The organism is Bradyrhizobium sp. WYCCWR 12699 (assembly GCF_032144035.1).
GTDB lineage: Bacteria > Pseudomonadota > Alphaproteobacteria > Rhizobiales > Xanthobacteraceae > Bradyrhizobium.
Window position 1 is genome coordinate 265,928 of record NZ_JAVTJN010000003.1, and the last position, 20,409, is coordinate 286,336.

The window sequence follows — 20,409 nt, forward strand, 5'->3', positions numbered from 1 at the left end:
GAGGCTCGCCTAATCTGTCACATTGCGCAGTTTGGCAACACCGTTCGCCATATCTTCGTTGCGAATGATTGCATTCGTCACGACGGAGACCGGCACGCCGCACTTTCTTGCAATCTCTGGAAGGGCCCGGAGAAGATCTTCCTTAGCTGCCAAAGCGGACATCAATTTGTGGGCGGGCACCTTGGGGCTAGAAACTGTCTCACAGACGAGCCTCCAATCAGGATTGGTGTCCTGTCCTCCACCATCGAGCATGCACCCCCACCTTGTGGAACGGACGATGCCCGCTGTCGCGATCTTCATTGGTGCGAAATCGAACAAGGGGGCGAGACGTATGCTTCCATCCGGGAATTTTCTAAGCGCGGCGTTTCGACCATGATTATCGGGATTGCCCATAGCCAGGTTCAAGACATCTCGCAGCAGATACTCCGTCGTGTCCTCCAGCGGACACGACGAGACCTGTTGGATTGTTTTCAGATAAGTTTCGTGCCTGCTCTGAAATGCAAACTCCGCAACGCCAATCGCAGAGACCAGACTCTCTTGTCCGTAGCGGATTAGACCACCCGACGTCACCCTGCGGTCAAACCGTGGAATGACAAGCACACCATTGCCGTAGGTGCTCGTGCGTTCGACGTTGACGCCAAACTCTTTTGCGACCACCGAATAGCCCGATTCAGACTCCAGGATCCGCTGATCCACCGGCTCATCACTACGCAGAAGCTTTACGATGATAAATTCGAGGGCGTCCGCGTCCGGGACCATCGAATTCGGATACCAAAGTCCGTCTCGGGAGCGAGTCAGTGACACCTTGGGCCAGTCACCTTGCAGCCCACTCGAACCCGAGGCAAGCAAGGAAAAGCGATCAGCAACTTCGAGAAACGCATCGCTCCGATCGAGAATTTCTTCCATAGTGATTCCCGCGACCGATATGTCCTGAAGACGTTCGACCTCCTGATCATATGCTTCTTTGATGCGAATATTGCCGACGGGAGAACTCGCAGCTCTCATGAGAAGATGGACTTGGGTAGAAGGCGCCTCGACCGGAAGGTTCAGAAATCGCGCGATCCTCTCGGCGTGGTGACCTTGAGGAATTAGGTCCAGTAGAAAAGCTGGCCAGGTGCTTGCTGCGCGATCCACCAGATCGACTGGGGCGTTGATCGAGTAAGCATGTACGCCTTTAAGGGGACGGTCTTCCGCAAATGGAATGGCGCCGAACTTGGCAAAATAGCCCATTTCGTAGCTAGTTCTGGAAGGCGTCGTGTAGCCCTTTTCGGGGGCTTCCAAGTTGACAATGGCCGCCTCGTGCCACGTGCCTTCTATGAAAGTTTCTACAGTCAGGTCCATTTACAAATCCCTTTAGGGATGTATATGGCAGGTGAGCTCAAGAATCAACCCATTATAATGGAAGTATTAATAGCGGAGGATCCGTTCGGACACTGCAGTCGTTGCCCATCATGCTTTTGGCCTGCCGGATCTTTGCGCCGCCACCACGGACTGAGCGGCCCCTCAGAGATGCTCGCCCCGCGATCAAGTGCGGTGACGGCGCAGCCCTGTATTCAGCTCTCATTCTGATGGGCTTCATGCTGAAGAGCGGACCCGGCCAGAGGACCCAGAGGGCGCCTCCTTCGGCAAGACCTAAAAAGCGCAAAGGCTGGCTGTTATGATGGAGCGTCGCACGCTCAAACATCAAAAGCCCGAACGGACTTTTACCATCAACTGAGTAAGCGGCACTCGTACGACGAGATGCGCGCTATCCCGATCCAAACTGTGGTCTTCCCGGGCGCATGCATGTACGGTCCCCGATCTCACCACGGCCCGCTTCTCACTATCGTGCAAGACTGCTCGATTCCGCGAAAGCTGCGCGACATTTGCTGCCGTTACATAAAGGCTTCGAAATAGGAACGAGCCGCACATCAACGAGGATTAATGCGCACGCCCCCCTAGTCACGTGAATCTAAAGTTCGCCGCATAAAGTCTGCTGGGCTTTGTGGCAGAAGCGTTTGACGGAAGCCAAGATCTGGTCTGCAGACTTGGTCCATTTGAAGGGCCTCGGGTTATTGTTGTGCAGTTCGATGAAGGTACGGATGTCGGCCTCGAGCTGTCTGACGGAGGTGTGAACACCTCGCTGGATCTGCTTTCTGGTGAGTTCAGCGAACCAGCGCTCGTTCTGATTGATCCATGACGCGGAAGTCGGCGTAAAGTGGACATGGTTGTGCGGCCGGCGAGCGAGCCACGCCTTGATCTTAGGTGTCTTGTGGGTGGCGTAGTTGTCCATGACGATGTGGACCGCAAGCCCCTCGGGGATTTGAGCGTCGATTTCCTTGAGGAACTTCAAGAACTCGACCGCCCGATGACGCTTGTAGCATTTGCCAATGACAAAGCCGGAAGCGACATCGAGCGCGGCAAACAGTGTGGTCGTGCCATGTCGCACATAACTGTGCGTGCGACGTTCTGGCATCCCAGGCATCATCGGCAAGACCGGCTGCTCGCGATCGAGTGCCAGGATCTGGCTTTCTCATCAACGCTGAGGACAACGGCTCGGTTCGGTGGGGATAGATAAAGGCCGACAATGTACCTTGTCGACGAACAGTGGATCGCTCGACAACTTGAATGTCTGGCTACGGTGCGGTTGCAAGCTGAACGCCGACCACATTCGGCGGATCGTGGTGTGGGAAAAGCCAGTTTCCGCAGCCATCGAGCGGATCAACCAGTGCGTCGCGTCGGCCGGCGTCGTACGCAATGTCCGCTCGATTACCTCAGCAACCTGATCGTCGTCGATGGTGCGAGGGCGGCTCGGGCGGGCTTCATCAAGCAGGCCATCACAGCGATCCTTCTAAAAAAACCGACGGCGCCACTTGCCAACGGTGTGTTCATGGATGCCGAGTTCAGCAGCCACAGACTTGCTTGGCAGGCCATCCGCACATCGCAGGATCGCGCGGCATCGCTCAGATAGCACCGCGCGACACGATGACGACGAACTTGCCTCTCTAGGTACGTGCGCTCCTGCGGACTGAGCACTAACGGCGCGATCGGCCGGCCTCTCACACCTGCATTCCCCACAAGCGCTCTCCTCTACAAAGATTCGAGCCATCAACTAATGTGATGAACTTGCGTTCCAGATGACTAGTAAGGATACATCCAATAGGTCGCGTTGAGCTCGTTAGGCATCGAGCGCAAAGTTGGGGTCCGCTGCGGTGGCTTGAGGTGGCTAGATGAGGAGATGATCCGGCCGATATCGTCGAGGACCGCCCGGCTCGTTGAATAGGTACTATGATTGAGCGCGAACATTTCGCTTCCGACCGCAGAGACATCGATCGTCTCGATGCCCGAGACGAGAGTTGGACCGCTCTTAGTCACATAGCCCATTCGCGATTTCGACTGCGCCTTCTTCATCGAGGCGAGCAGAGCCAGATCAGTTGACGAGGCGTACACGGTCACCGCACCCGCGGCCGCTTTGATCTGGTTAGCCCGCTCCAGATAGAGGTCACGGTCGACGTCGGGTGCTGCGAAAATCAGCTCGGTAATGCCAAGCGCTGTTTGGCTCAGCGCTGCCTGCTGCAAGGCGCCCAATACCACTTCGCTGCCAAGGCTGTGTGCGATCAGGATGATCCGCGAAACGTTCCCCTCCGTCTTGATGAGCTTGAGAAGATCGAACAATCCATCGGTGGCATGCAAAGCACTTTCGCGGTCGTAATCGTAATCCGCCAACCCGCCTTTCGAGGGCCAGGAATAAATCATGACGCGGCCCTTGTAATTTGCATCGAAGGCAATCTGAGCGGCCTTGAACGCTGCATCCGAGAAAGGAACATTGTAGCCATGGACGAACAGCATCAGGCTGTCGGCAGGATTGGCGATCGCGGAGGCAAACTCCTCTCGTGAGAGCTTCGATAGAGTCTGGATTCGAAAGTGCTTTCCGTCCTGCTCGGCCTCTGTCCAAATGCCGTACAGATATGTCTTTGGCGTTTCGACTTCGCCCATCTTGTGAACGATCGGTATGCTCACAGTCACGCAGCCATAGGTATTCGTGGCCGAACGATCATAGGTGATCTGTTTCAGCTGCAGATTCGGGCCTCCCATCACCTCGCGGTTGGTCGCAAAATAAACGGGCACCAAGCCCTTGATGGCGGGCTTGTTGGGAGCCTCGGCGCCAGTTGGCGTCGGTTTCTCGGGAGGTGCTTCCTCACTTGCCTCACCCGTTGTGGGGCGATGATAGCCATAATCATGGCGTCTCGGACCATAATACCTCGGGCCGTAATACCTTGCGGCATGATGGTGATATCCTGTCAATGCACGCCCGTGGTGCTGATGCGTGTTTTGGGCTTGGGGCTTTGACGGTCTCGAGATAGGTGCTTGATGAGCGCAGCCGACGACAAACATGCAGACCAGAGCAATTAAAGCCGCGCGGAGCTGCCGGAACGACGAGAGCCAGTGCAGCGCATTTGAAGAATCGGCTCGCAATGTCGAGACGACCATGGCCCCTCCTCCTTACTTCGCAAGAACTTGAGATAGATTGACGGTAGCACCGAGCCATCCACGGTACCGATCGACGGCGGGTCCACTGGTCAGCTTGTAGGTGAAGCGCGCCTCTGCACCGCCATCGTTGATGGCGCAAGCAATGTTGCCGGCTCCGTTTGCCGTCTCGACATGCCAGGAGCAGCCGGTGATACGGTAGCCCGGCTCGGCTGGGAACGTCTCGGCGTAGTCGGCCGAATGCTCGGCAAACACGACGGGATGATCATCCTTGGTCTTGTCGACGGTGTATGAGCGCTCGATCTGCTTGAGCTCGACGAGTTGCGATAGCGGAACATTGACGATGAGCCGCCGGTCTTCTGGAAGCAACGTGTGAAGCGCGCCGGCCAGGATCTCGGGAATTTTCACGCCCTGATTGGCTTGCGTCTGCACATGGGTCGAGTTGAGCTTGCTCCAGTTCTCGAATGAGATTGTAGTGTCGACCCATTTGGTCCAGCAGACGGATGGTTGGGGGATAGCCGCAATCAGCTTGTAGAGCGGACTCGCGGCTATGACCGTGGCAGGAATGATGAAATTCACTCCGTTGACCTGGGCATCGTTCCATTTGACGATGCCGCCGACAGCGATACCGAGGAGCGCGCCGAACTCGTTGAACGCGGGACCTCCGCTGTTGCCGACGTTCATGACAGTATCGGTTTGCCAGCGCCCATTTGGGCTGGTTTGATTGCTGATCAGGCCGCTCGATATGCTCAGATCCAGGTCGAGGGGATAGCCGAGCAGATAGAGTTGGGTTCCCATTGGGGCCTGCTGGCTTTCATTGATGACCGGCATTGGGCAGCGCGATGCTCCGCCGCTGTTGCTGGCCGGCTGGGCCAACTCGAGAAGGGCAAGATCGTTGGCGTCGTCGCGGTGAATCGCGCTGACTTTGATTGGGTTTGCGTTGCGCGAGCCAAGGCGAGCATCGACCTCAAAGCTCTTGTAGTTTTCCTCGCGTCCGACCACATGGCTGTTGGTGAGCACGAGGTTGTCGCCGATCAGAAGGCCGGAGCCGCCTCCGACTTCCTGCTTGCCGTTGTACATAACGCCGACAAACTGGACATGAACAGTCCTGACGTTATAGCGCGCGGCGATCTGCACCGCGGCGCGATCGGCTAGCGCCTGCCCGGAGATGACAAAGAGCAAGGCGAGGGTCAGGACGGATAAAACGTTCTGACGGCTGCGATATCGAGTGGGCTGAGTTGTCCGCTTCCGTTCCATGCTGGATTACAATAGTTCATGATGGAATTGGGGTCGTATTTAGTGACTTTGTAGTCGCCGACCGATCCTGAAAATTTCTCGTTGCGGCACTGTTCCGGAGCATCGTCGCGGTTCTGCTCGTGAGTAAAGCCGAGCGCGTGCCCGAATTCGTGGACAGCGACCGCACGAATGCAGAATTCGCGCTTATTGATGCATCCTTTACTCCAATGATTGGAGCTGAAATTCAAGGTCATGCCCGAAGACTTGCCATCGAGATACTTGCCGACGACGTCGGTGTGCGCGCCCTCGTCGGCGATGCGCACATGGACGCCGGCTGCGCCCTCTTTACAGGCAGGCCAGGTCTTGGCGAACCAAACGCCTCCTTGTGCTGCGCTTTCCCAGGTCTCGGCCACGGCTTTTCGGACGAGTTCTGCATATTTCTGGTCATGAGGATTGAGGTTTTCCCAGCAGACCGGGATTTCCTTCACGTCCCATTTGGAGCTGCGGATCACAGTTCCGAAGAGCTCCATCTCCGACACCCCTGAGGGAAGCGCAGGCTGAGCCTTCGCGCTGCTGCAGGGGAGGAGCACGAGAAGAACCAGCAATCCGAGCAGGCAGTAACGAGTCATGTTTTATTGAGTAGGCGTTGGAGATGGCGGGAAGACTGGCACCGGCGCGAAGATAAAGCCGTTCGTCCGCGGGCCACCACCAGCCCTTGGCCGGCGGGCTGCGGCCCCCCCGCTCTCCGGCAACTCCTGCGACTTTTCCCCTCCCGGGATTGGTGTCGTGTAAATCGGATTGTCCTTTGATCCGAGCGCCGGCTGTTTGGCTGCATAGCTGGCCGAGCCAGACTTTGCTCCGTTGGCCAAGACGGCATTCGGCCCATTGATGTAGATACCGAGATTGCTGAATTGCTGCGCAGATGCGGAGGCTTGGATGGCGGCCGGTGTCCAGCGCGCCGATGTAAGGGAGTATTTGGCCTCGATGCCTCCGGTCACTTGGATCGAAAAAGTATAGGTCATCTGCGCTGGCTCAGCTATTTCCGATGGCATAGCCGGCGTCAGGTTGTTGGCGGCGATCAAAATTGCATTGTCGCGCAGCCAGGCCGCCAATGGCTTGGAGGCATCGACGGTGATGCGCTTGAAAGCGGCCCGTTCCGGATATTTGTTTTCGGCGAGAGCTTCGAGCTCGAGGAGCTCGGTCGGCGTTCCCCGGTAGCAGCCGCGCTCATATGTTGCCGGGCTAGATGCCAGCGGCAAGGTATCAGACGCAAGCTCGGCATTCTGTTTCAAGAGAAATGACCAGATCAGGTCGTAGGTGTCCTGCGCCGAAGCCGTGGGGCCGACATGGGTCACTTCGGCGGTGGTGGCACTTAGAACGCGCTTATAGTCGAAGGCGGTGCCGGACCCGACACCGCCGGTATCGGTTACTTTCAGTTCCAGGAAGAAGGTGCCGTATAGGAACGGGTCGATGTCGAAATGGGCGAAGCGGTCGAACGCCTCTTCCGGCCTGGTCTTGTAGATCTTGAGGTAGTGCTTCCGCCTTTCGCGCTCGATCTGATAAAAGGTGACGACCTCGCACCGGATCGATTTGAGAAAATATGGCAGTTCGCCGGCTGTGATCACGCCAGTCTGCGGATCGTGCACATAGTACAGGCTGGTGCATCCGCCCATCGCAAAGCAGGCGCCAAGGCAAGCCGCGGCCCGGCTGATCTTCCACATCGATTGTGCCCCCTGTCCGCTTCGCGTCGCTCGCGCGCGGATCTCCCGCCCAGATTGAAATGCTTTGCTCGTGCTTCGTCAAGAGTATCGGAAGCCATATGCAGCTTTTCGTTGCCATCGTATAATTCGATGCAGAGTTTCTGCGCGTTCTGACATTCAGAGCAACTGCGCCCGCAGCTAGATGATGAGACGCGCGTAAGTCACAGTCGGGCCGATTGCAAATAGCGAACCGTACGCCTATCAATGGCACATATTGGCGAAGTCGTTTGGACGAGTCGTTTGCCTGGGCCTGCGGACAGCCGCCTGAAGACAACGGAGTTCGGCAAGTGGAAGAAGGCAGCTGGTGAGCTTGCTCAATCACAGGCCTCGATGACGCATGCCAGAAGGGACGAACTGAGGAAGGCTCTGATCGAGCTCGACAAGTTGTTCCGCAAGGCGCCGCCGAGCGTGTACAAGGCTTACCGCAATCTTTCGGAGCGGCGTCTTGAAGAATCTGCCCGGAGTTTCGGTGACAGCGTCGGAGAAGGCCGCCTCCTTTGGTCCGTTTCCGAGGAGACCCCCGAGCAGGTTGCTGTGTCGCTTGGAGGTCTCATCCGGGCCATCGACCGCGTGCTGCTCGAGCGGCGGTCGCAATGGCCGATTGCATCGGGCGAGTGGCGCCTGGAGGCGCTCGGATGCTGGTTCATTCCGCGACAGGGCGTGAGCGCCGGCCGCCCTGCCCGGCGGAGCCAAGCCTATTCAAAGCGAGGCCTGCTATTTCATCGGATCCTGCCCACCTTCATTGACGGCTATGCCGTCGAGGTGGTCGATAGCCGTACCTTGCATAGTGCCGCTCAAGACCCCACGAATTGGAAAATGGGCGCCTGCCTTTTCGAGGCGCTCAAGCTTGAGGCGGAGTTCGCAACGGTAGACGGGGACAAGCGTTTCATCGTCAGCGGCGTCGATGCGCCGGCGGCGGGGAACGCGGTCTTGCTTCAGATGGCGAACGCGTTGCAGGAGAACTGCATCGCAATCGTCTGGCCCGAGCTCACGGTACCACCAGGACTGCGAGAAAAGATCGTCAAGTTCATCCGCGAGCGAGATGTGGCCGACCCGCTGGAGCCTCCGGAGATCGTCATTCCGGGAACGTGGCACGAGGTGGCAGGCAAGGAGATTGTGAATCGGGCCCGGATTTATGACGGTTATGGCGAGGAGCGGCTCGTCTACGACAAGATCGCCCCTTACGCCGATGACGACTGGGGGATCGAAAACATAACTGCTGGCGAGCGGATGTGCGTGCTTGCGACTGAAGGCGCCCTGATTGGCGTCGCAATTTGCCTCGACTTCTGTGACGTCTGCGACACGCCCTTCAGGGACCTGGATGTCGATGTGATGCTGGTCCCCTCGATGGGGAACGACCGCACCATGCAGGGCCACCAGACGACTGCGAGCCAGGTGGAAGTGAAGTTCGGCACGCGAAGTTTTGTCGTGCAACATCCCACCCACAACCGCTACGGGGATGGCCGGCTTGGTACTATATTACCCCTCCTCAAAGAGCCGAACGCTGTTTCCGCCCGGGAACTCGGTCAAAAGACCGTTTGGACTGCCTACAAATGGGGCCGGTGACACCCTAGATTCAGAGACTAAAATCAGAGTAAAGCGTTGTAAAATGATCTTAAGGGTTGTGACGTAGGGTATGGCCATGTCGGACGTAGCATTGGAAAAGATAGAGAGCGGCGAGGCCACCGCGACTGAGGCGCGGAGCGTCATTTCGGAATTCCTTAAAGAGGGATCCGAAAGCAGCCTGGAGCGTATTTACGCAACACTTGGGGCTTGGCTCTGGAATTCTCTGGAGAGCCGGCGCCGCGATCCGGAGCTGCGGGAATGGTTTGATATTCTGCGTCGGGTGAGCGCCTCGCTCGCGCCGAAGAATGCCGCCTATGCCGAGCGCTTCAGAGCGTTTTACGATCTTCTGCAGATGTCGATCAACACCGCCAAGGTTGCTCGTCCAAGCGAGGTCATGCACCGTCAGCATGTCGTCGAGATACTTCGGTTGTTGCGGGATGCACCGTCGCGTCAGCTGGAGAAGACGGTCATTGCTAAGAAACTGGATCTGAAGGATGCCAATCTCAGCCGCATTCTTCGCCTGATGACCAATGCGCGTTTTGTGGAACGAACGGCGGCTGGAAAGTTTGCTCATTTCGCGCTGACGCGCGATGGCCTTATGGCGCTTGAAAGGCACGAAGGGCCCACAGCAAGGGGCGCTGGCCAATTGGCGCAGCTTATGCGCAGGAAAATGGGTCTCAGAACCCACCCTGCCCTCACGGCTGAAGAAAATGTCGTTCTTCGCAGCCTGTTTGATTTGCCGAGCCCGATGCATCCTACGTTGCATGCGGCGGGACTAGTGATGCGTGACCCGCTTGGCGTCCGTCAGGTGATGGAGGACTACCTGCTTCATCCGCCGGCACCGACAGCTCCCGGCTATATGAAGGCGCGAACGAAGAGCTCGTATCATGGCTCGTCGGTGACGGTCGTGCAGGTGAAGAAAGCCGAAGGTCACGGCGCCTCCACATCGATTGAGGCGGTGAACAGTCCAAAGCCCGTCTCGTTCCCTTCGGGTATGCTGCACTTGAGCGCAGGAGAGGACTCCGAGCATGTCGAATGAGGATCTCGGGGCTTCGACAACGGAGCAGGCGCAAGGCGAATCGGAATCGCTAGTATTGTATGGAAACACCCTGCTCGATCGGTTGACCTTTGTTTCGACGACGTTCAGCTCGCTCATCATGAGCATGGGAAGGGTCGGGCGCGACAACCGCGAGGTGTTGGTGCCACTGGTCGAAGTCAGATTCGAAGGTCCCTCTGGCCAGGACGAAAGCGCCTTGAAGTCTTTCTTTTCGGAGCTCGTGCCGCTGGAAAACCTCGCCTTCGTCCTCGAAGACATCTCGGGTGATCTTGCAACTGTTTGCCACCAGCTGAGCGCTGTGAGCGAGGGACCGGTCAAGCCTGATCTCAGGCGGCTTGCCGAAACGAGCAGGTTCCTGCAGGACGCCAAAAGCAACCTGGACAAGTGTCTCGCCGATCTGGAGCGAATTGGTCAGCCGCCCAATCTTCCCTAGCGGAAGTCTTGAGAGCATCTGCGGCGAGACGATTCTTTTGCTTCTAACGCACAAAATTGTCCAGTCGCAATTGACCGCGTCATTCTGAGTTCGAAATGCGATTTTGATTTATCAACCGCGGGGCGTGCCTAGAAGCGTTCGCGGCGGGCTTCGGCTTCGCCGCGAAAGTGCGAGCCGATCGGATCGTGAATTAGCCCCGAGTGGCAAGACTATCTTACTGTCGGCGGGCGGCATGCGTTTCCCAAAAATGGAAATTCCCCTCTTCCATTTTTGGGAAATCGACGGTAGTATCCCTTCATGCTGGTGGTCGGCACGGACCTTGGTGAGCGCTATTTTGCCGAACGCTCTGGTCATCGGGGCATCGATGCAGCGCGCGCTCAATACAGGGCATGGCTGGCAATTGCTGAGGCTTCGGACTGGCGGACGCCGCAACAGGTGAAGCGATCGCATCCCAAGGCAAGCATCCTGAAAGGCGGACGCGTGGTGTTCAACATCAAGGCCAATGACTACCGCCTGATCGCCATGGTTCAATATCGTGATGGCGTGTTGATGATCCGCTTTTTCGGCAGTCATGAAGACTGTGACAAGGTGGACGCGGAGACGGTGTGATGAAGGCAACATTGATAATTATCCAGAACCAGGCCGATCATGAGGCGGCCAAGGCGCTTGTCGGCAAGCTGATGCAATCTAACGAGGCTGCCGATCGAGCGCGTATGGTAGCTCAGGCTCGCCTTATCGAGGCTTATGAACGCGCACGCTGGCCGCGCAAAGCGCCGCCGTTGCCCGATTTGCTAACCTATCTGGTGGAACAACATGGTTTGACGCGCGCTGATCTTGTGCCGCTTCTGGGCACTGCTAGTCGCGTCAGTGAGGTCATGTCCGGCAAGCGCGAATTGAGCATGACGATGGTGAAGCGTCTGCGCGAACGTTTCCATATTCCAGCGGATTTGCTGATCTCCGCGAGCGGAAGTGTTGCGGCTTAGGTCAATCGGGACCATGACTTTCGATAGGGGGCTACTTTGCTCGGCGGCCGTGAATATTTGCATCGACGCGAGAAAGTTCAGCGCATGCGATTCCAACGCCTTTTAGGGATTAGGGTCATCCATTGCTTGCAGCAGCTCGACTATGCACGGATACGAGCATCGGCGCCCCCGGTGGGCTTGATCCATTTGCTCACGATTCTCGCTCCGGAACAGGTCGAACGCCGGTATTGGACTGCGACTTGACGGCATTGAACAAAAAGTGAACAATCCCCTGACGACCCCTCTCGGATGGGCATAAAGCGCCAAAGCGCGCGAGGCGAGTGCTCGAAGGCTCTGCCGGACTTTCGGTCGGCGCTAGCTATGAAGGCTGGCTAGTTTTGTCAGAGGCAGGCAGTCAACAGGATGACGGGGAATGCTTGAGCAGGCAGAACAGACTCGACCAGTCATGACGGCGGACGAGAAGTCTTAGTCGTCCGTGAGGAGCGGCTAAGCGATTGAGGTAGAATCGCATTTATCGTTGTGGGCTGTTTTGGGATTGCAGGGATTTGATGCTTCGGGCCTCGGAACCTTGCGATTTCATTTTCAGGATTCCGTCGAATCGCCAGTCATGATTCCGTCGTCGCATCGGAGGTGGCGATGCGACCGAAGAAGCAAAGGACGACGGGATCTGGCGATCTGTTCCGGGCCAGACTGGACCAGATCATCAACATGAAGCACGAGCTGGTTCAGCTCGCCGGCAAGGTCGATTGGGACTGGGTCGACGGCGAGATCGCGCCGCTCTACAGCGAGAACGGCCGGCCGGGGATCGCGACCCGCTTCATGATCGGGCTGCTGCTGCTCAAGCACATTTACGGCCTGTCCGATGAGGGGGTGTGCGAGCGCTGGGTCCACGACCCGTATTTCCAGTACTTCACCGGCGAAGAGTTCTTTCAGCACGCCTTCCCGCACGAGCGCTCGGACCTGAGCCACTGGCGCAAGCGGCTCGGCGACAAGCTGGAGCTGCTCTTGGCCGAGAGCCTGCGGGTGGCGCACGAGGCCGGCGCGTTGCGCAGTCAGGACCTCAAGCGGGTCACGGTCGATACCACCGTGCAGCCGAAGGCCATCACCTTCCCGACCGATGCCAAGCTCTTGCACGCCGCGATCAAGGGGCTCAACCGTCTGGCGAGGAAGCACGGGGTCAGGCTGCGGCAGTCCTATCTTCGCATTGCCAAGACCGCGGCCATGATGGCGGGGCGCTACGCCCATGCCAAGCAATTCAAGCGGCATCAGCGGCAGTTGCGCATCCTGCGCAGCCGGCTGGGCCGGATCATCCGCGATATCCGCCGCAAGATCGAAGGTCAGACCGTGCTCGAGAACGCCTTCGTCCTCCCGCTCAGCCGGGCCTCCCAGATCCGCTCGCAGCAGCAGCGCCAGCGCGGCTGGAAGCTTTATTCCTTCCACGCTCCGGAGGTCGAGTGCATCGGCAAGGGCAAAGCAGCCGCCCCTTACGAGTTCGGGGTCAAAGCCTCCATCGTCACCAACAACCGCCGGGCTCCCGGCGGCCTGTTCGTGCTGCACGCCAGGGCGCTACCGGATAACCCGTACGACGGTCACACCTTGCGGGATGTCATCGACCGCACCGAGACACTCACCGGCTGTGCGATCGAGCGGGCCTATGTCGACAAGGGATACCGCGGCCATGACGCGCAGAACCCGCGCCGTGTCTTCATCTCCGGCCAGAAGCGCGGCGTCTTCGGGGTCATCAAGCGCGAGCTGCGCCGCCGCTCCGCCATCGAACCCATCATCGGACACCTGAAGGCCGATGGTCACCTCGGCCGCTGCTACCTCAAAGGCCGCGCCGGCGATGCGGCCAACGTCATCCTCTCCGCCGTCGGCCATAACTTCCGGCGCATCCTCGCATGGCTGAGAGCTCTCTGGTGCCTCTTCCTGGCCACCCTCATCGCCGCCAGCAGCGACGGCTCACCGCTCAAATCGGCTTCTTAACGGACGACGTCTTATTTGTTGCAGCTTTTCAATATGTTAATCCCCGCCGGATAGGCTCGCCGAGCGACCCCGGCAAGGAACCTTGGTTATCGGCGAGTTGTTCACAAGCTGGGACCATTTCTAGCAGCGTGGGCGCGCAATCCTGTAATAGGCTGTCTGTCATGGCCAAGAGCGACTTACTCATATCTCTCGTGCGCGCCGGTGTGACCGGCGATCGGCCAATGATGCGCTCGGCGGTCGAAGCGATTGTGGCTGATGAGCGCGCAAAGAGTCATCACGCGCTGGCCGATCGGCTTGAGCGAGCGCTGCAGACGATAGCTGTGACGCCGCCAAGTCTGGTTGCCTCTCAGCGGTCTCCGCAAGCTGCTGGGCGCGACACGATTTTAGAAGTTACGCCACGCATATCTCTCGATGAGCTGGTTTTACCCTTGCCTGCGCGCGCCGAAGGGATGCAGCTGATCGAGGAGCATGTGCGGGCAGACGTGCTGCGGGCAAGCGGATATGAGCCGCGGCATCGGGTTCTCCTGTCTGGTCCTCCAGGCAACGGCAAAACTTCCTTTGCAGAAGCGATTGCAGAGGGCCTTTCTCTGCCGTTTTTCGTGGTGCGGTACGACGCGCTCGTAGGAAGCTATCTAGGCGAAACAAACGCGCGTCTTCGCGCGCTATTCGACTATGCGCGAACCCAACCTTGCGTTTTGTTTTTCGACGAGTTCGATGCGATTGGAAAAGAGCGTGGAGATGATCACGAAACGGGCGAAATCAAGCGCGTTGTTTCGTTTCTCTTGATGCAGATCGATAAACTTCCCAGTTACGTGGTAACAATAGCGGCTACGAATCATGCTGAATTGCTTGATCGAGCCGTATGGAGACGTTTTCAGATAAAGATTGCATTTCCCGCTCCGCAAGTTGCGGAAATCGCACATTTCATAGAACGAATTTATATGGGCTGGCCCGAGCGCCCTTCGCTGTCGGCTTTTGAACTCGCGCAAAAGATTGACGCAACCTCCTATGCTGAAGTGCTTGATTTCTGTCAGAACGTTCGACGGCGACAAATTCTTGGTCTTGGTGAGATCTCGATCGATTCTGCGGTCAAGACTGAACTCGAATTTTGGTCATCGAGAGTAAAGCCAGAGAACCTGCATGGCGGCCGATCCAACGAAGCCTCTGCTGCGACTGACGCCAGGCAATCAGGCGGCAAGACCAAAAGGCAGGCCGCAACCGATCCCCAGGCCGGCTAAATTCACGGCTGCTGCACAGAATGCAGCATTTGGCCCCCGCTTCCGTCGCCTCGAACAAGTCTTGGGTCGAGACCCAAGCGGCTTAACTTTGCGATCAGACCCGTCCGCGCTGGCGCCAGAGCGGCTGCTGGTTTTTGAGGTTCGGGGGGCAGTTGCGAATTTTGCGAATGCGATCCGAAGAGTGCCTGGTCTGGAGCTCATCGATGAAGAGGAGCTGGAGGGCGATGAGAAGGACAAGTCGCCTGAGGCCTATCTTCTTGTGCCAGATGTCACGGCTTTGCAGAACATCCTGTCGCTCTGGAAGAGATGGGTATCCGGGCAAGCAATTGGGGAGGGGTTCGCACCCTGGCGGGATGTCTTTGCGACGCTCCGTGACATCAGAGTATGGGGGCCGGGAGATCGTGTTCAAGATGGTGATCGAGAGATCCTTGCGCACGAGATCGAGCTCATGGGAGATGAGGAAATTCTCCCCGTTGAGATCGAGCTTGTGTTTCGATCGTCGGAGGACATGGCGGCTTCGAACCAACAAGGAGTCATCAGCGAGATTAGGGCGGTCGGTGGCACTCTTGTGACGCAGTGCCGGATCCCGGACATCGCCTATCATGCCCTTTTGGCTAACCTGCCAGTTGCCGCGATCCGGCAAATTACCGAGCGCTCCGCGACCGGGTTGAGCGGCATGGACCCGGTCATGCACATTCGGCCACAGAGTATTGTTGCGCCGGTGCAAGTCGAAGACGCCAGTCAGCTCCAAGGCGGACTGGGACCGCTTCCTTCTGAAGGCCAACCAATTTTGGCCTTATTGGATGGCGTGCCCGTTTCCCAGCACCCTCTGCTTCGTGATCGAATGAATGTCGACGATCAATTCGATTTAGAGGGCGCAGCCGTCGTGGCTGAAAGGGCTCACGGCACAGCTATGGCTTCTCTGATCGTGCATGGCGACCGAAACACCAATGAGCCGCCGCTGGCGCGCCGCATCCATTGCATACCGCTCTTGGGGGCTGCTGATCAATTTCCTGAGGACCGGCTGATTGTCGACCTGGTTTATCAAGCTGTGGTCTCGATGCGGCGCAACGACGATCCGAGCGCTCCGTCAGTTGTGATCGTCAATCTTTCGCTCGGCAATGTCCGAAAGCCATTTCATGGGCGGCTGTCGCCCTGGGCGAGGTTGGTCGACAGATTGGCCCATCGATATGGAATTCTGTTCTGCGTGAGTGCCGGCAATCACGCCGGCTCATTCGAGATAGCATCCATCCCCACCATGGCTGCTTATGAAGCGACGGACCAGCCCGATCGGGCCAGACATACGTTGTCCGCGCTGTCGCGATTGATCACTTCTCGCCGGCTGCTTTCACCGTCGGAAACAGTGAACGGGATCACGGTAGGCTCCGCCAATATCGACGCCGTTAGCGCAGCCGATCGCCGTAGCGCTAGAGGCAGGGTCGATCCGTATCATCCGATGATCATCACCAATCCATCCAGCGGATTGGGTCCAGGATTTGCAAACGGCGTCAAACCGGATATTTTGATGCCTGGCTCTCGTGAGCATTTAACCATGGTGGCCAGTGGAACGGCGCTTGCTGTAAGGCCAAGTGGACCTGCTCGACCGCATGGGCTCAAGGTTGCAGCTCCGCCGCGCGAGGGCAGCAGCAATTGGGAGCATTACACTTCCGGCACAAGTGCTGCGGCAGCTCTGGCCTCCAGGACGGCTCACAGAATTCATGACGCTTTGGAAGACACGTACGGGCAGGACTTTCTGTCCCTGCCCCACCATCAGCGCGCCGCGCTTCTCAAGGCGCTGTTAGTGCATACAGCCTCGTGGCCGCAAGATAGCGCCGAGCTCATCAAGAGCGTGCTAGGTCCAGCTGATGCAAAGCAATTCGTCAGGCAGAAGGATAATATCCGGCGCTTCTTAGGCTACGGCGTTGTTAGTCCGGACGATGCAATTTATTGCGCTTCCGACAGGGCGACGTTTTGGGCCGTCGGAACGCTGGCGCAGGAGACAAGACGTTCGGTTGTTGTTCCGTTACCGGCTTGCATGAGCGGCCAATCTCTCCCCCACTCGGTGACCGCAACGCTTGCATGGTTCACGCCCGTGCATCCCGGTCGACAATCGTATCGCTCAGTGAAGCTTTCGCTTTTGGCGAGTTCAGATGAGATCGATCAGTTCCGCGTGCAGCCATCCAAGACGCAGCCTGATGTCAATCAGGCAAGCAAGGGGACCGTTTTCTCTCGGCGCTGGCTGGGCGACAAGGCGCCGGCTCTGACAGTCGATTCTGAAATCGAGCTGATCATTCAACGCGAGCCTGACAGAGGCAGCAAGATAGACGAGCAAGTTCCGTTCGGCGTTGCTGTAACCGTAGCCATGCCAGGCATCATTGAGGTCTACAATGAGGCTCGAGCGCGGATTGCGCCGCCCATTGCCGTTCCGGTCCGCTAGCTCGATTGTGCTCGACCTTTGAAAGACGGATCTCACCAGCGATGGGCCTGCCTAAGGTGCCCGGAGGTGCCGCATCAATCCAAGAGGTTGAAATCCCGGGCCAAACGGCGCAGCTTTTGCACCTTTGAAATTCTCAGGTTCTCAGGCAATGAAGCCCAAGGTCTCTGGTTGCTCGCCTTCGATTCCCGCAGCGTGGACGGTTTCGTGTTCGGCGCGAGCTATCCGGCCTTGAAGAATCTCATCTCGTAAGATCGGCGACGTCCGCCTCCTCTAATGCCGCTGAACTTTCGGGAATATGTCGTTGAGCGCACAGTTTTCAGGAGCAGGGACGATTTTTCATGACCGGCGTTTGCCCGAAGCCGGTGCTCCGGCCGGCTATGCCGCCCTCATCGACGCTTATCACCTCTCCGCTCCAATTCCACGGACGCTCTCGGCGATCGGGACCAAGCATCGTATCCTAGAGCAGGATGGCTGGCGCCTTTACACACCTCGGCACGCCCCAGAAGCTTCCCTTGAGGCGCATCTAACATTGCGCTGAAATACGAGGGCGTGGATCTTGCCGTCCTGAAGCGGCTTTTTCTTGCTGTGGCCGAAGGCGAAATCGTCGAGCTGGTCAAACAGAAGCTGACCGGTCTTTACAGGCGTCGCATCTGGTTCCTGTATGAGTGGCTGCTCGGTCGAGAGCTGAACTGAGAAAGATCTTCCGAATGAAGCCAGAGTTCTTCAAGGGTTCGACACGTTCTGCGCCGGCGTCGAGCGTTTAGTCGATATGCCCGAGAGGACGCTGAATAACCTCTTCGGCTTTCTTCGGCAAAATCAAGGTAAGCTATCAAACCGCGCACGAGCCAATGAGTTCGCGGCGCTGACCCAAGAGGAAGTCGAGAGGATTGAACAGTTATACGCAGGTTCATTTGGCAAAGCAGAGCCGTAGCCAAGTCTCTGCCGTGCAGCGAGCGAGTATCGCTTTTTCAGATCCTGGAATCTGAATATGACTGCTCAAGTGGATCAGACTCGACGCGAGATCGGCTACCCCAGCCCGGATCGGGGGAGGCACGGAAGCAATCGAGAGCTTAGCGTATGTCCCTGGCTTACGCAGCTTCCCACGGGTTTGCCCAAGCAGGAAAATCAAACCCCTCGTGCTGCTTCTGAGGACGACGCCATAAACGTCAATGGTTCAGTCAACGAGCGAACGGTGGCGTCGGCCACAAGTGGAGGCCAGACCTGATTACGTCCTTTGCCTTTGGCGGCATACAGGGCGTGATCGGCCGCAGCAATTAATTCCAGAGGAGACAAATCCGACGGCGAACAAGCTGCGACGCCAAAACTGGCGGTGACGATGCCTAAGAGGCTCCGGCCTTCATTGGGGATCGCAGCAATTTCGATCGATCGGCGAATGCGTTCGGCCAGCCGCACGGCATCCATCATCGCCATATCCGGCAGGATTATCAGGAATTCTTCGCCTCCATATCGGGCGACGAGGTCACCCGTCCTTCGTATCTCTGCCTGAAGTATGGCGGCGACTCGTTTCAGGCAGAGGTCGCCTGCAGCATGTCCGTAGCGATCGTTCAAGTGCTTGAAATGGTCGATATCGATCATGACAGCTGAAACGGGCGATGCTCGGCACTCGGGGCGAGACCAAACTCGCGACAGTTCATCATCAAGATGCAGCCGGTTTGCTAACCCCGTCAATGGATCGCGGCGTGAAGCGGCGTCCGCATCGGCGTGCCTGAGCCGATCTCTCAGCGAATAGAGGTAGGCTCTACGGAGATCGCGCTCCATTGTATAGTTTGCGATCAGAGTGATGTAACCGCAGATGAGGAGCTGAACGATGATGGTCACCGCTATCGGGGCGGAGATGTAGCTTGCGGATATGACGAACGCGGTGTGAAGCAACAGGATCGCGGCAGTCACGACACGAGCGAAGCGGAATTCGAGTCTGTGCAGTGAGACATTGGTGTAGAGCAAAGTTGGAATCACCACGTACTGGTAGTGCGCAGCGCTCTCGCTCGCCGTCAGGGCAAAACCGAGGTCGATCTGCAAGATGATGAGTAGCGGAACACTGGCTGCTAGGAGCTCCCGTACGAAGGGCCTCGGTTTGCGCGATACGAGCCAGGCGACCAATAGCATCCACGGAGTCACTATTGAGAAATGTACCCACATGGCCAGCCGCACGACGTCCGGGACCAGCAGCCAATCTCCGAGCAGAAAAAGGTTATAGAGGGGAGCCGAAACGAGCAGTCCGATCGTCAAGCGCTTACACCGCTTGTCGTGCATGTCGGCTTCAAATTGCCGTTCGATGTCCGGGGGGAATCTGATCGATCGCGTCCGTCGCCCGTTCACGCAGGCGTCGACGGAAGCTAATGTTACTGCGATCTCGTTCATTCCAACCTGCCACTCGGACAAGCGGCAGTATAGTTTCTATGCGTTACCGGACCACTTCGGCGAAGCGTAAATATTCCGTTTGATTTCCGGTTTGATCTTACCCTCTCCAGAATCTTGGCCATTTCAGCAGGAGATGAATGCCGTCGGTCCCGTATTTTCCCGGTGAAAGATCAGCAGACCAGTGGCGACTATTCGGCTGCTCCTCACCGTGGCTCGCCGAGCCGACCGCCCCTTCAGGCGTGTGCGTCCGCGGAGGGTTGTATTTGGGGCGCGGTGAGACGCGCCCGCGGGTCGGGCGGCATTAAGAATGGCAGCCCAGGCCAGAAGTCCATAGACGCAACCCAAGCTCCGAGGACGGGTGCAGCCGAACCAGATGGTTGACATCCTCAAGTCCGCTTTCCTGGAACGACAGCTCGGGATCTGGCACTTTCTTGGCGATCTTGCCGCAGCAATACCCTTCCGGGAAATAGCTGACGCTGCTCGCAAAAAATTAGGTTACGTTGAGGGGTGCCATGAGCGCAGCCGGAAGTACCGCATCAGAGGACATCGAACTGGAACGCCGGCTGTTCTATCTGCCGACGCTTCATCTCGATCCATGGACGAAGGCTTGTGTTGACGGTCGCGCAATCTACCTCGATGGGCTTGAGGCGTTCAAGATTAGGAGGGCTATGCCAGCATCTCGCGCATAAGATTGTTACCGAGTTTGTCGATGCATCTACGTAGAAAGGAGGACGCGAACCAGGAGTACGCCGGATCGAAGTGCGCCTCGACGAGATTGAGCGCGAAATCAGACGCGTCCATCCGAAAGCCGCAACTGGCTTCGCCAAACTTCGCGTTGCGCCTCCTTAAGTTGGAAGGCGGCGGACT

15 protein-coding genes and 1 pseudogene are annotated in these 20,409 nt (G+C 57.7%); 9 read left to right on the plus strand and 7 right to left on the minus strand.

Translation table 11 applies throughout. The features are described 5' to 3' along the window. Window positions 1-9 precede the first annotated feature (9 nt). From RPS27_RS03320 to RPS27_RS03345, 6 genes and pseudogenes are all read right to left on the minus strand, one after another. The gene (locus RPS27_RS03320; RefSeq protein WP_128929975.1) at window positions 10-1,341 is read right to left on the minus strand and encodes a type II toxin-antitoxin system HipA family toxin; all 1,332 of its coding nucleotides are present in this window, start codon (window positions 1,339-1,341) and stop codon (window positions 10-12) included. A gap of 610 nt (window positions 1,342-1,951) precedes the next feature. Continuing rightward, window positions 1,952-3,057: pseudogene (locus RPS27_RS03325) on the minus strand (IS630 family transposase). 63 nt (window positions 3,058-3,120) lie between these two features. Then, window positions 3,121-4,470: an alpha/beta hydrolase gene (locus RPS27_RS03330; RefSeq protein WP_128929974.1), complete on the minus strand. Its 1,350-nt coding sequence runs from the start codon at window positions 4,468-4,470 to the stop codon at window positions 3,121-3,123. Between the two features lie 12 nt (window positions 4,471-4,482). Beyond that, window positions 4,483-5,649 (minus strand): serine protease, encoded by a 1,167-nt coding sequence (locus RPS27_RS03335; RefSeq protein ID WP_232995545.1) that lies wholly within the window; start codon window positions 5,647-5,649, stop codon window positions 4,483-4,485. An 8-nt stretch (window positions 5,650-5,657) separates the two neighbouring features. Beyond that, the gene (locus tag RPS27_RS03340) at window positions 5,658-6,233 is read right to left on the minus strand and encodes a M12 family metallopeptidase (RefSeq protein WP_232995544.1); all 576 of its coding nucleotides are present in this window, start codon (window positions 6,231-6,233) and stop codon (window positions 5,658-5,660) included. A 102-nt stretch (window positions 6,234-6,335) separates the two neighbouring features. After that, window positions 6,336-7,424 carry a hypothetical protein gene (locus tag RPS27_RS03345; RefSeq protein ID WP_128955132.1) on the minus strand — a complete coding sequence of 363 codons (1,089 nt, stop codon included), beginning with the start codon at window positions 7,422-7,424 and terminating at the stop codon, window positions 6,336-6,338. Between the two features lie 279 nt (window positions 7,425-7,703). Here RPS27_RS03345 and RPS27_RS03350 point away from each other — a divergent pair, with 279 nt between their 5' ends. From RPS27_RS03350 to RPS27_RS03390, 9 genes are all read left to right on the plus strand, one after another. Beyond that, window positions 7,704-9,029, plus strand: coding sequence for a hypothetical protein (locus RPS27_RS03350; protein ID WP_128929971.1), 1,326 nt, complete (start codon window positions 7,704-7,706; stop codon window positions 9,027-9,029). Between the two features lie 76 nt (window positions 9,030-9,105). Next, window positions 9,106-10,068 carry a helix-turn-helix domain-containing protein gene (locus tag RPS27_RS03355; RefSeq protein WP_128955131.1) on the plus strand — a complete coding sequence of 321 codons (963 nt, stop codon included), beginning with the start codon at window positions 9,106-9,108 and terminating at the stop codon, window positions 10,066-10,068. After that, a complete protein-coding gene (locus RPS27_RS03360; protein WP_128929969.1) occupies window positions 10,058-10,519 on the plus strand; it encodes a hypothetical protein in 462 nt (153 codons plus the stop codon). The genes RPS27_RS03355 and RPS27_RS03360 overlap by 11 nt, the downstream gene beginning before the upstream one ends. A gap of 297 nt (window positions 10,520-10,816) precedes the next feature. Then, window positions 10,817-11,128: a type II toxin-antitoxin system HigB family toxin gene (locus RPS27_RS03365; protein WP_128929968.1), complete on the plus strand. Its 312-nt coding sequence runs from the start codon at window positions 10,817-10,819 to the stop codon at window positions 11,126-11,128. After that, the gene (locus tag RPS27_RS03370; RefSeq protein WP_074274398.1) at window positions 11,128-11,502 is read left to right on the plus strand and encodes a type II toxin-antitoxin system HigA family antitoxin; all 375 of its coding nucleotides are present in this window, start codon (window positions 11,128-11,130) and stop codon (window positions 11,500-11,502) included. The genes RPS27_RS03365 and RPS27_RS03370 overlap by 1 nt, the downstream gene beginning before the upstream one ends. Before the next feature lie 636 nt (window positions 11,503-12,138). Continuing rightward, the gene (locus RPS27_RS03375; protein ID WP_128963208.1) at window positions 12,139-13,485 is read left to right on the plus strand and encodes an IS5 family transposase; all 1,347 of its coding nucleotides are present in this window, start codon (window positions 12,139-12,141) and stop codon (window positions 13,483-13,485) included. 161 nt (window positions 13,486-13,646) lie between these two features. Then, window positions 13,647-14,723: an AAA family ATPase gene (locus RPS27_RS03380; RefSeq protein WP_128929967.1), complete on the plus strand. Its 1,077-nt coding sequence runs from the start codon at window positions 13,647-13,649 to the stop codon at window positions 14,721-14,723. Beyond that, window positions 14,626-17,160: a S8 family serine peptidase gene (locus RPS27_RS03385; RefSeq protein ID WP_128929966.1), complete on the plus strand. Its 2,535-nt coding sequence runs from the start codon at window positions 14,626-14,628 to the stop codon at window positions 17,158-17,160. Before RPS27_RS03380 ends, RPS27_RS03385 begins: the two co-directional genes overlap by 98 nt. A gap of 549 nt (window positions 17,161-17,709) precedes the next feature. Further along, entirely contained in the window at window positions 17,710-17,853 is a 144-nt protein-coding gene (locus RPS27_RS03390) for a hypothetical protein (protein ID WP_232995543.1), read from the plus strand. 432 nt (window positions 17,854-18,285) lie between these two features. Here RPS27_RS03390 and RPS27_RS03395 read toward each other — a convergent pair whose 3' ends face one another. After that, entirely contained in the window at window positions 18,286-19,542 is a 1,257-nt protein-coding gene (locus tag RPS27_RS03395) for a GGDEF domain-containing protein (protein WP_128929965.1), read from the minus strand. Between the last annotated feature and the right edge of the window lie 867 nt (window positions 19,543-20,409).

Coding starts and splice junctions, on each gene's coding strand:
- RPS27_RS03345 (WP_128955132.1), bottom strand. CDS start 7,424: ATGTGGAAGATCAGCCGGGCCGCGGCTTGCCTTGGCGCCTGCTTTGCG.
- RPS27_RS03365 (WP_128929968.1), top strand. CDS start 10,817: ATGCTGGTGGTCGGCACGGACCTTGGTGAGCGCTATTTTGCCGAACGC.
- RPS27_RS03385 (WP_128929966.1), top strand. CDS start 14,626: ATGGCGGCCGATCCAACGAAGCCTCTGCTGCGACTGACGCCAGGCAAT.
- RPS27_RS03380 (WP_128929967.1), top strand. CDS start 13,647: ATGGCCAAGAGCGACTTACTCATATCTCTCGTGCGCGCCGGTGTGACC.
- RPS27_RS03320 (WP_128929975.1), bottom strand. CDS start 1,341: ATGGACCTGACTGTAGAAACTTTCATAGAAGGCACGTGGCACGAGGCG.
- RPS27_RS03360 (WP_128929969.1), top strand. CDS start 10,058: ATGTCGAATGAGGATCTCGGGGCTTCGACAACGGAGCAGGCGCAAGGC.
- RPS27_RS03395 (WP_128929965.1), bottom strand. CDS start 19,542: ATGAACGAGATCGCAGTAACATTAGCTTCCGTCGACGCCTGCGTGAAC.
- RPS27_RS03375 (WP_128963208.1), top strand. CDS start 12,139: ATGCGACCGAAGAAGCAAAGGACGACGGGATCTGGCGATCTGTTCCGG.
- RPS27_RS03340 (WP_232995544.1), bottom strand. CDS start 6,233: ATGGAGCTCTTCGGAACTGTGATCCGCAGCTCCAAATGGGACGTGAAG.
- RPS27_RS03330 (WP_128929974.1), bottom strand. CDS start 4,470: ATGGTCGTCTCGACATTGCGAGCCGATTCTTCAAATGCGCTGCACTGG.
- RPS27_RS03355 (WP_128955131.1), top strand. CDS start 9,106: ATGTCGGACGTAGCATTGGAAAAGATAGAGAGCGGCGAGGCCACCGCG.
- RPS27_RS03370 (WP_074274398.1), top strand. CDS start 11,128: ATGAAGGCAACATTGATAATTATCCAGAACCAGGCCGATCATGAGGCG.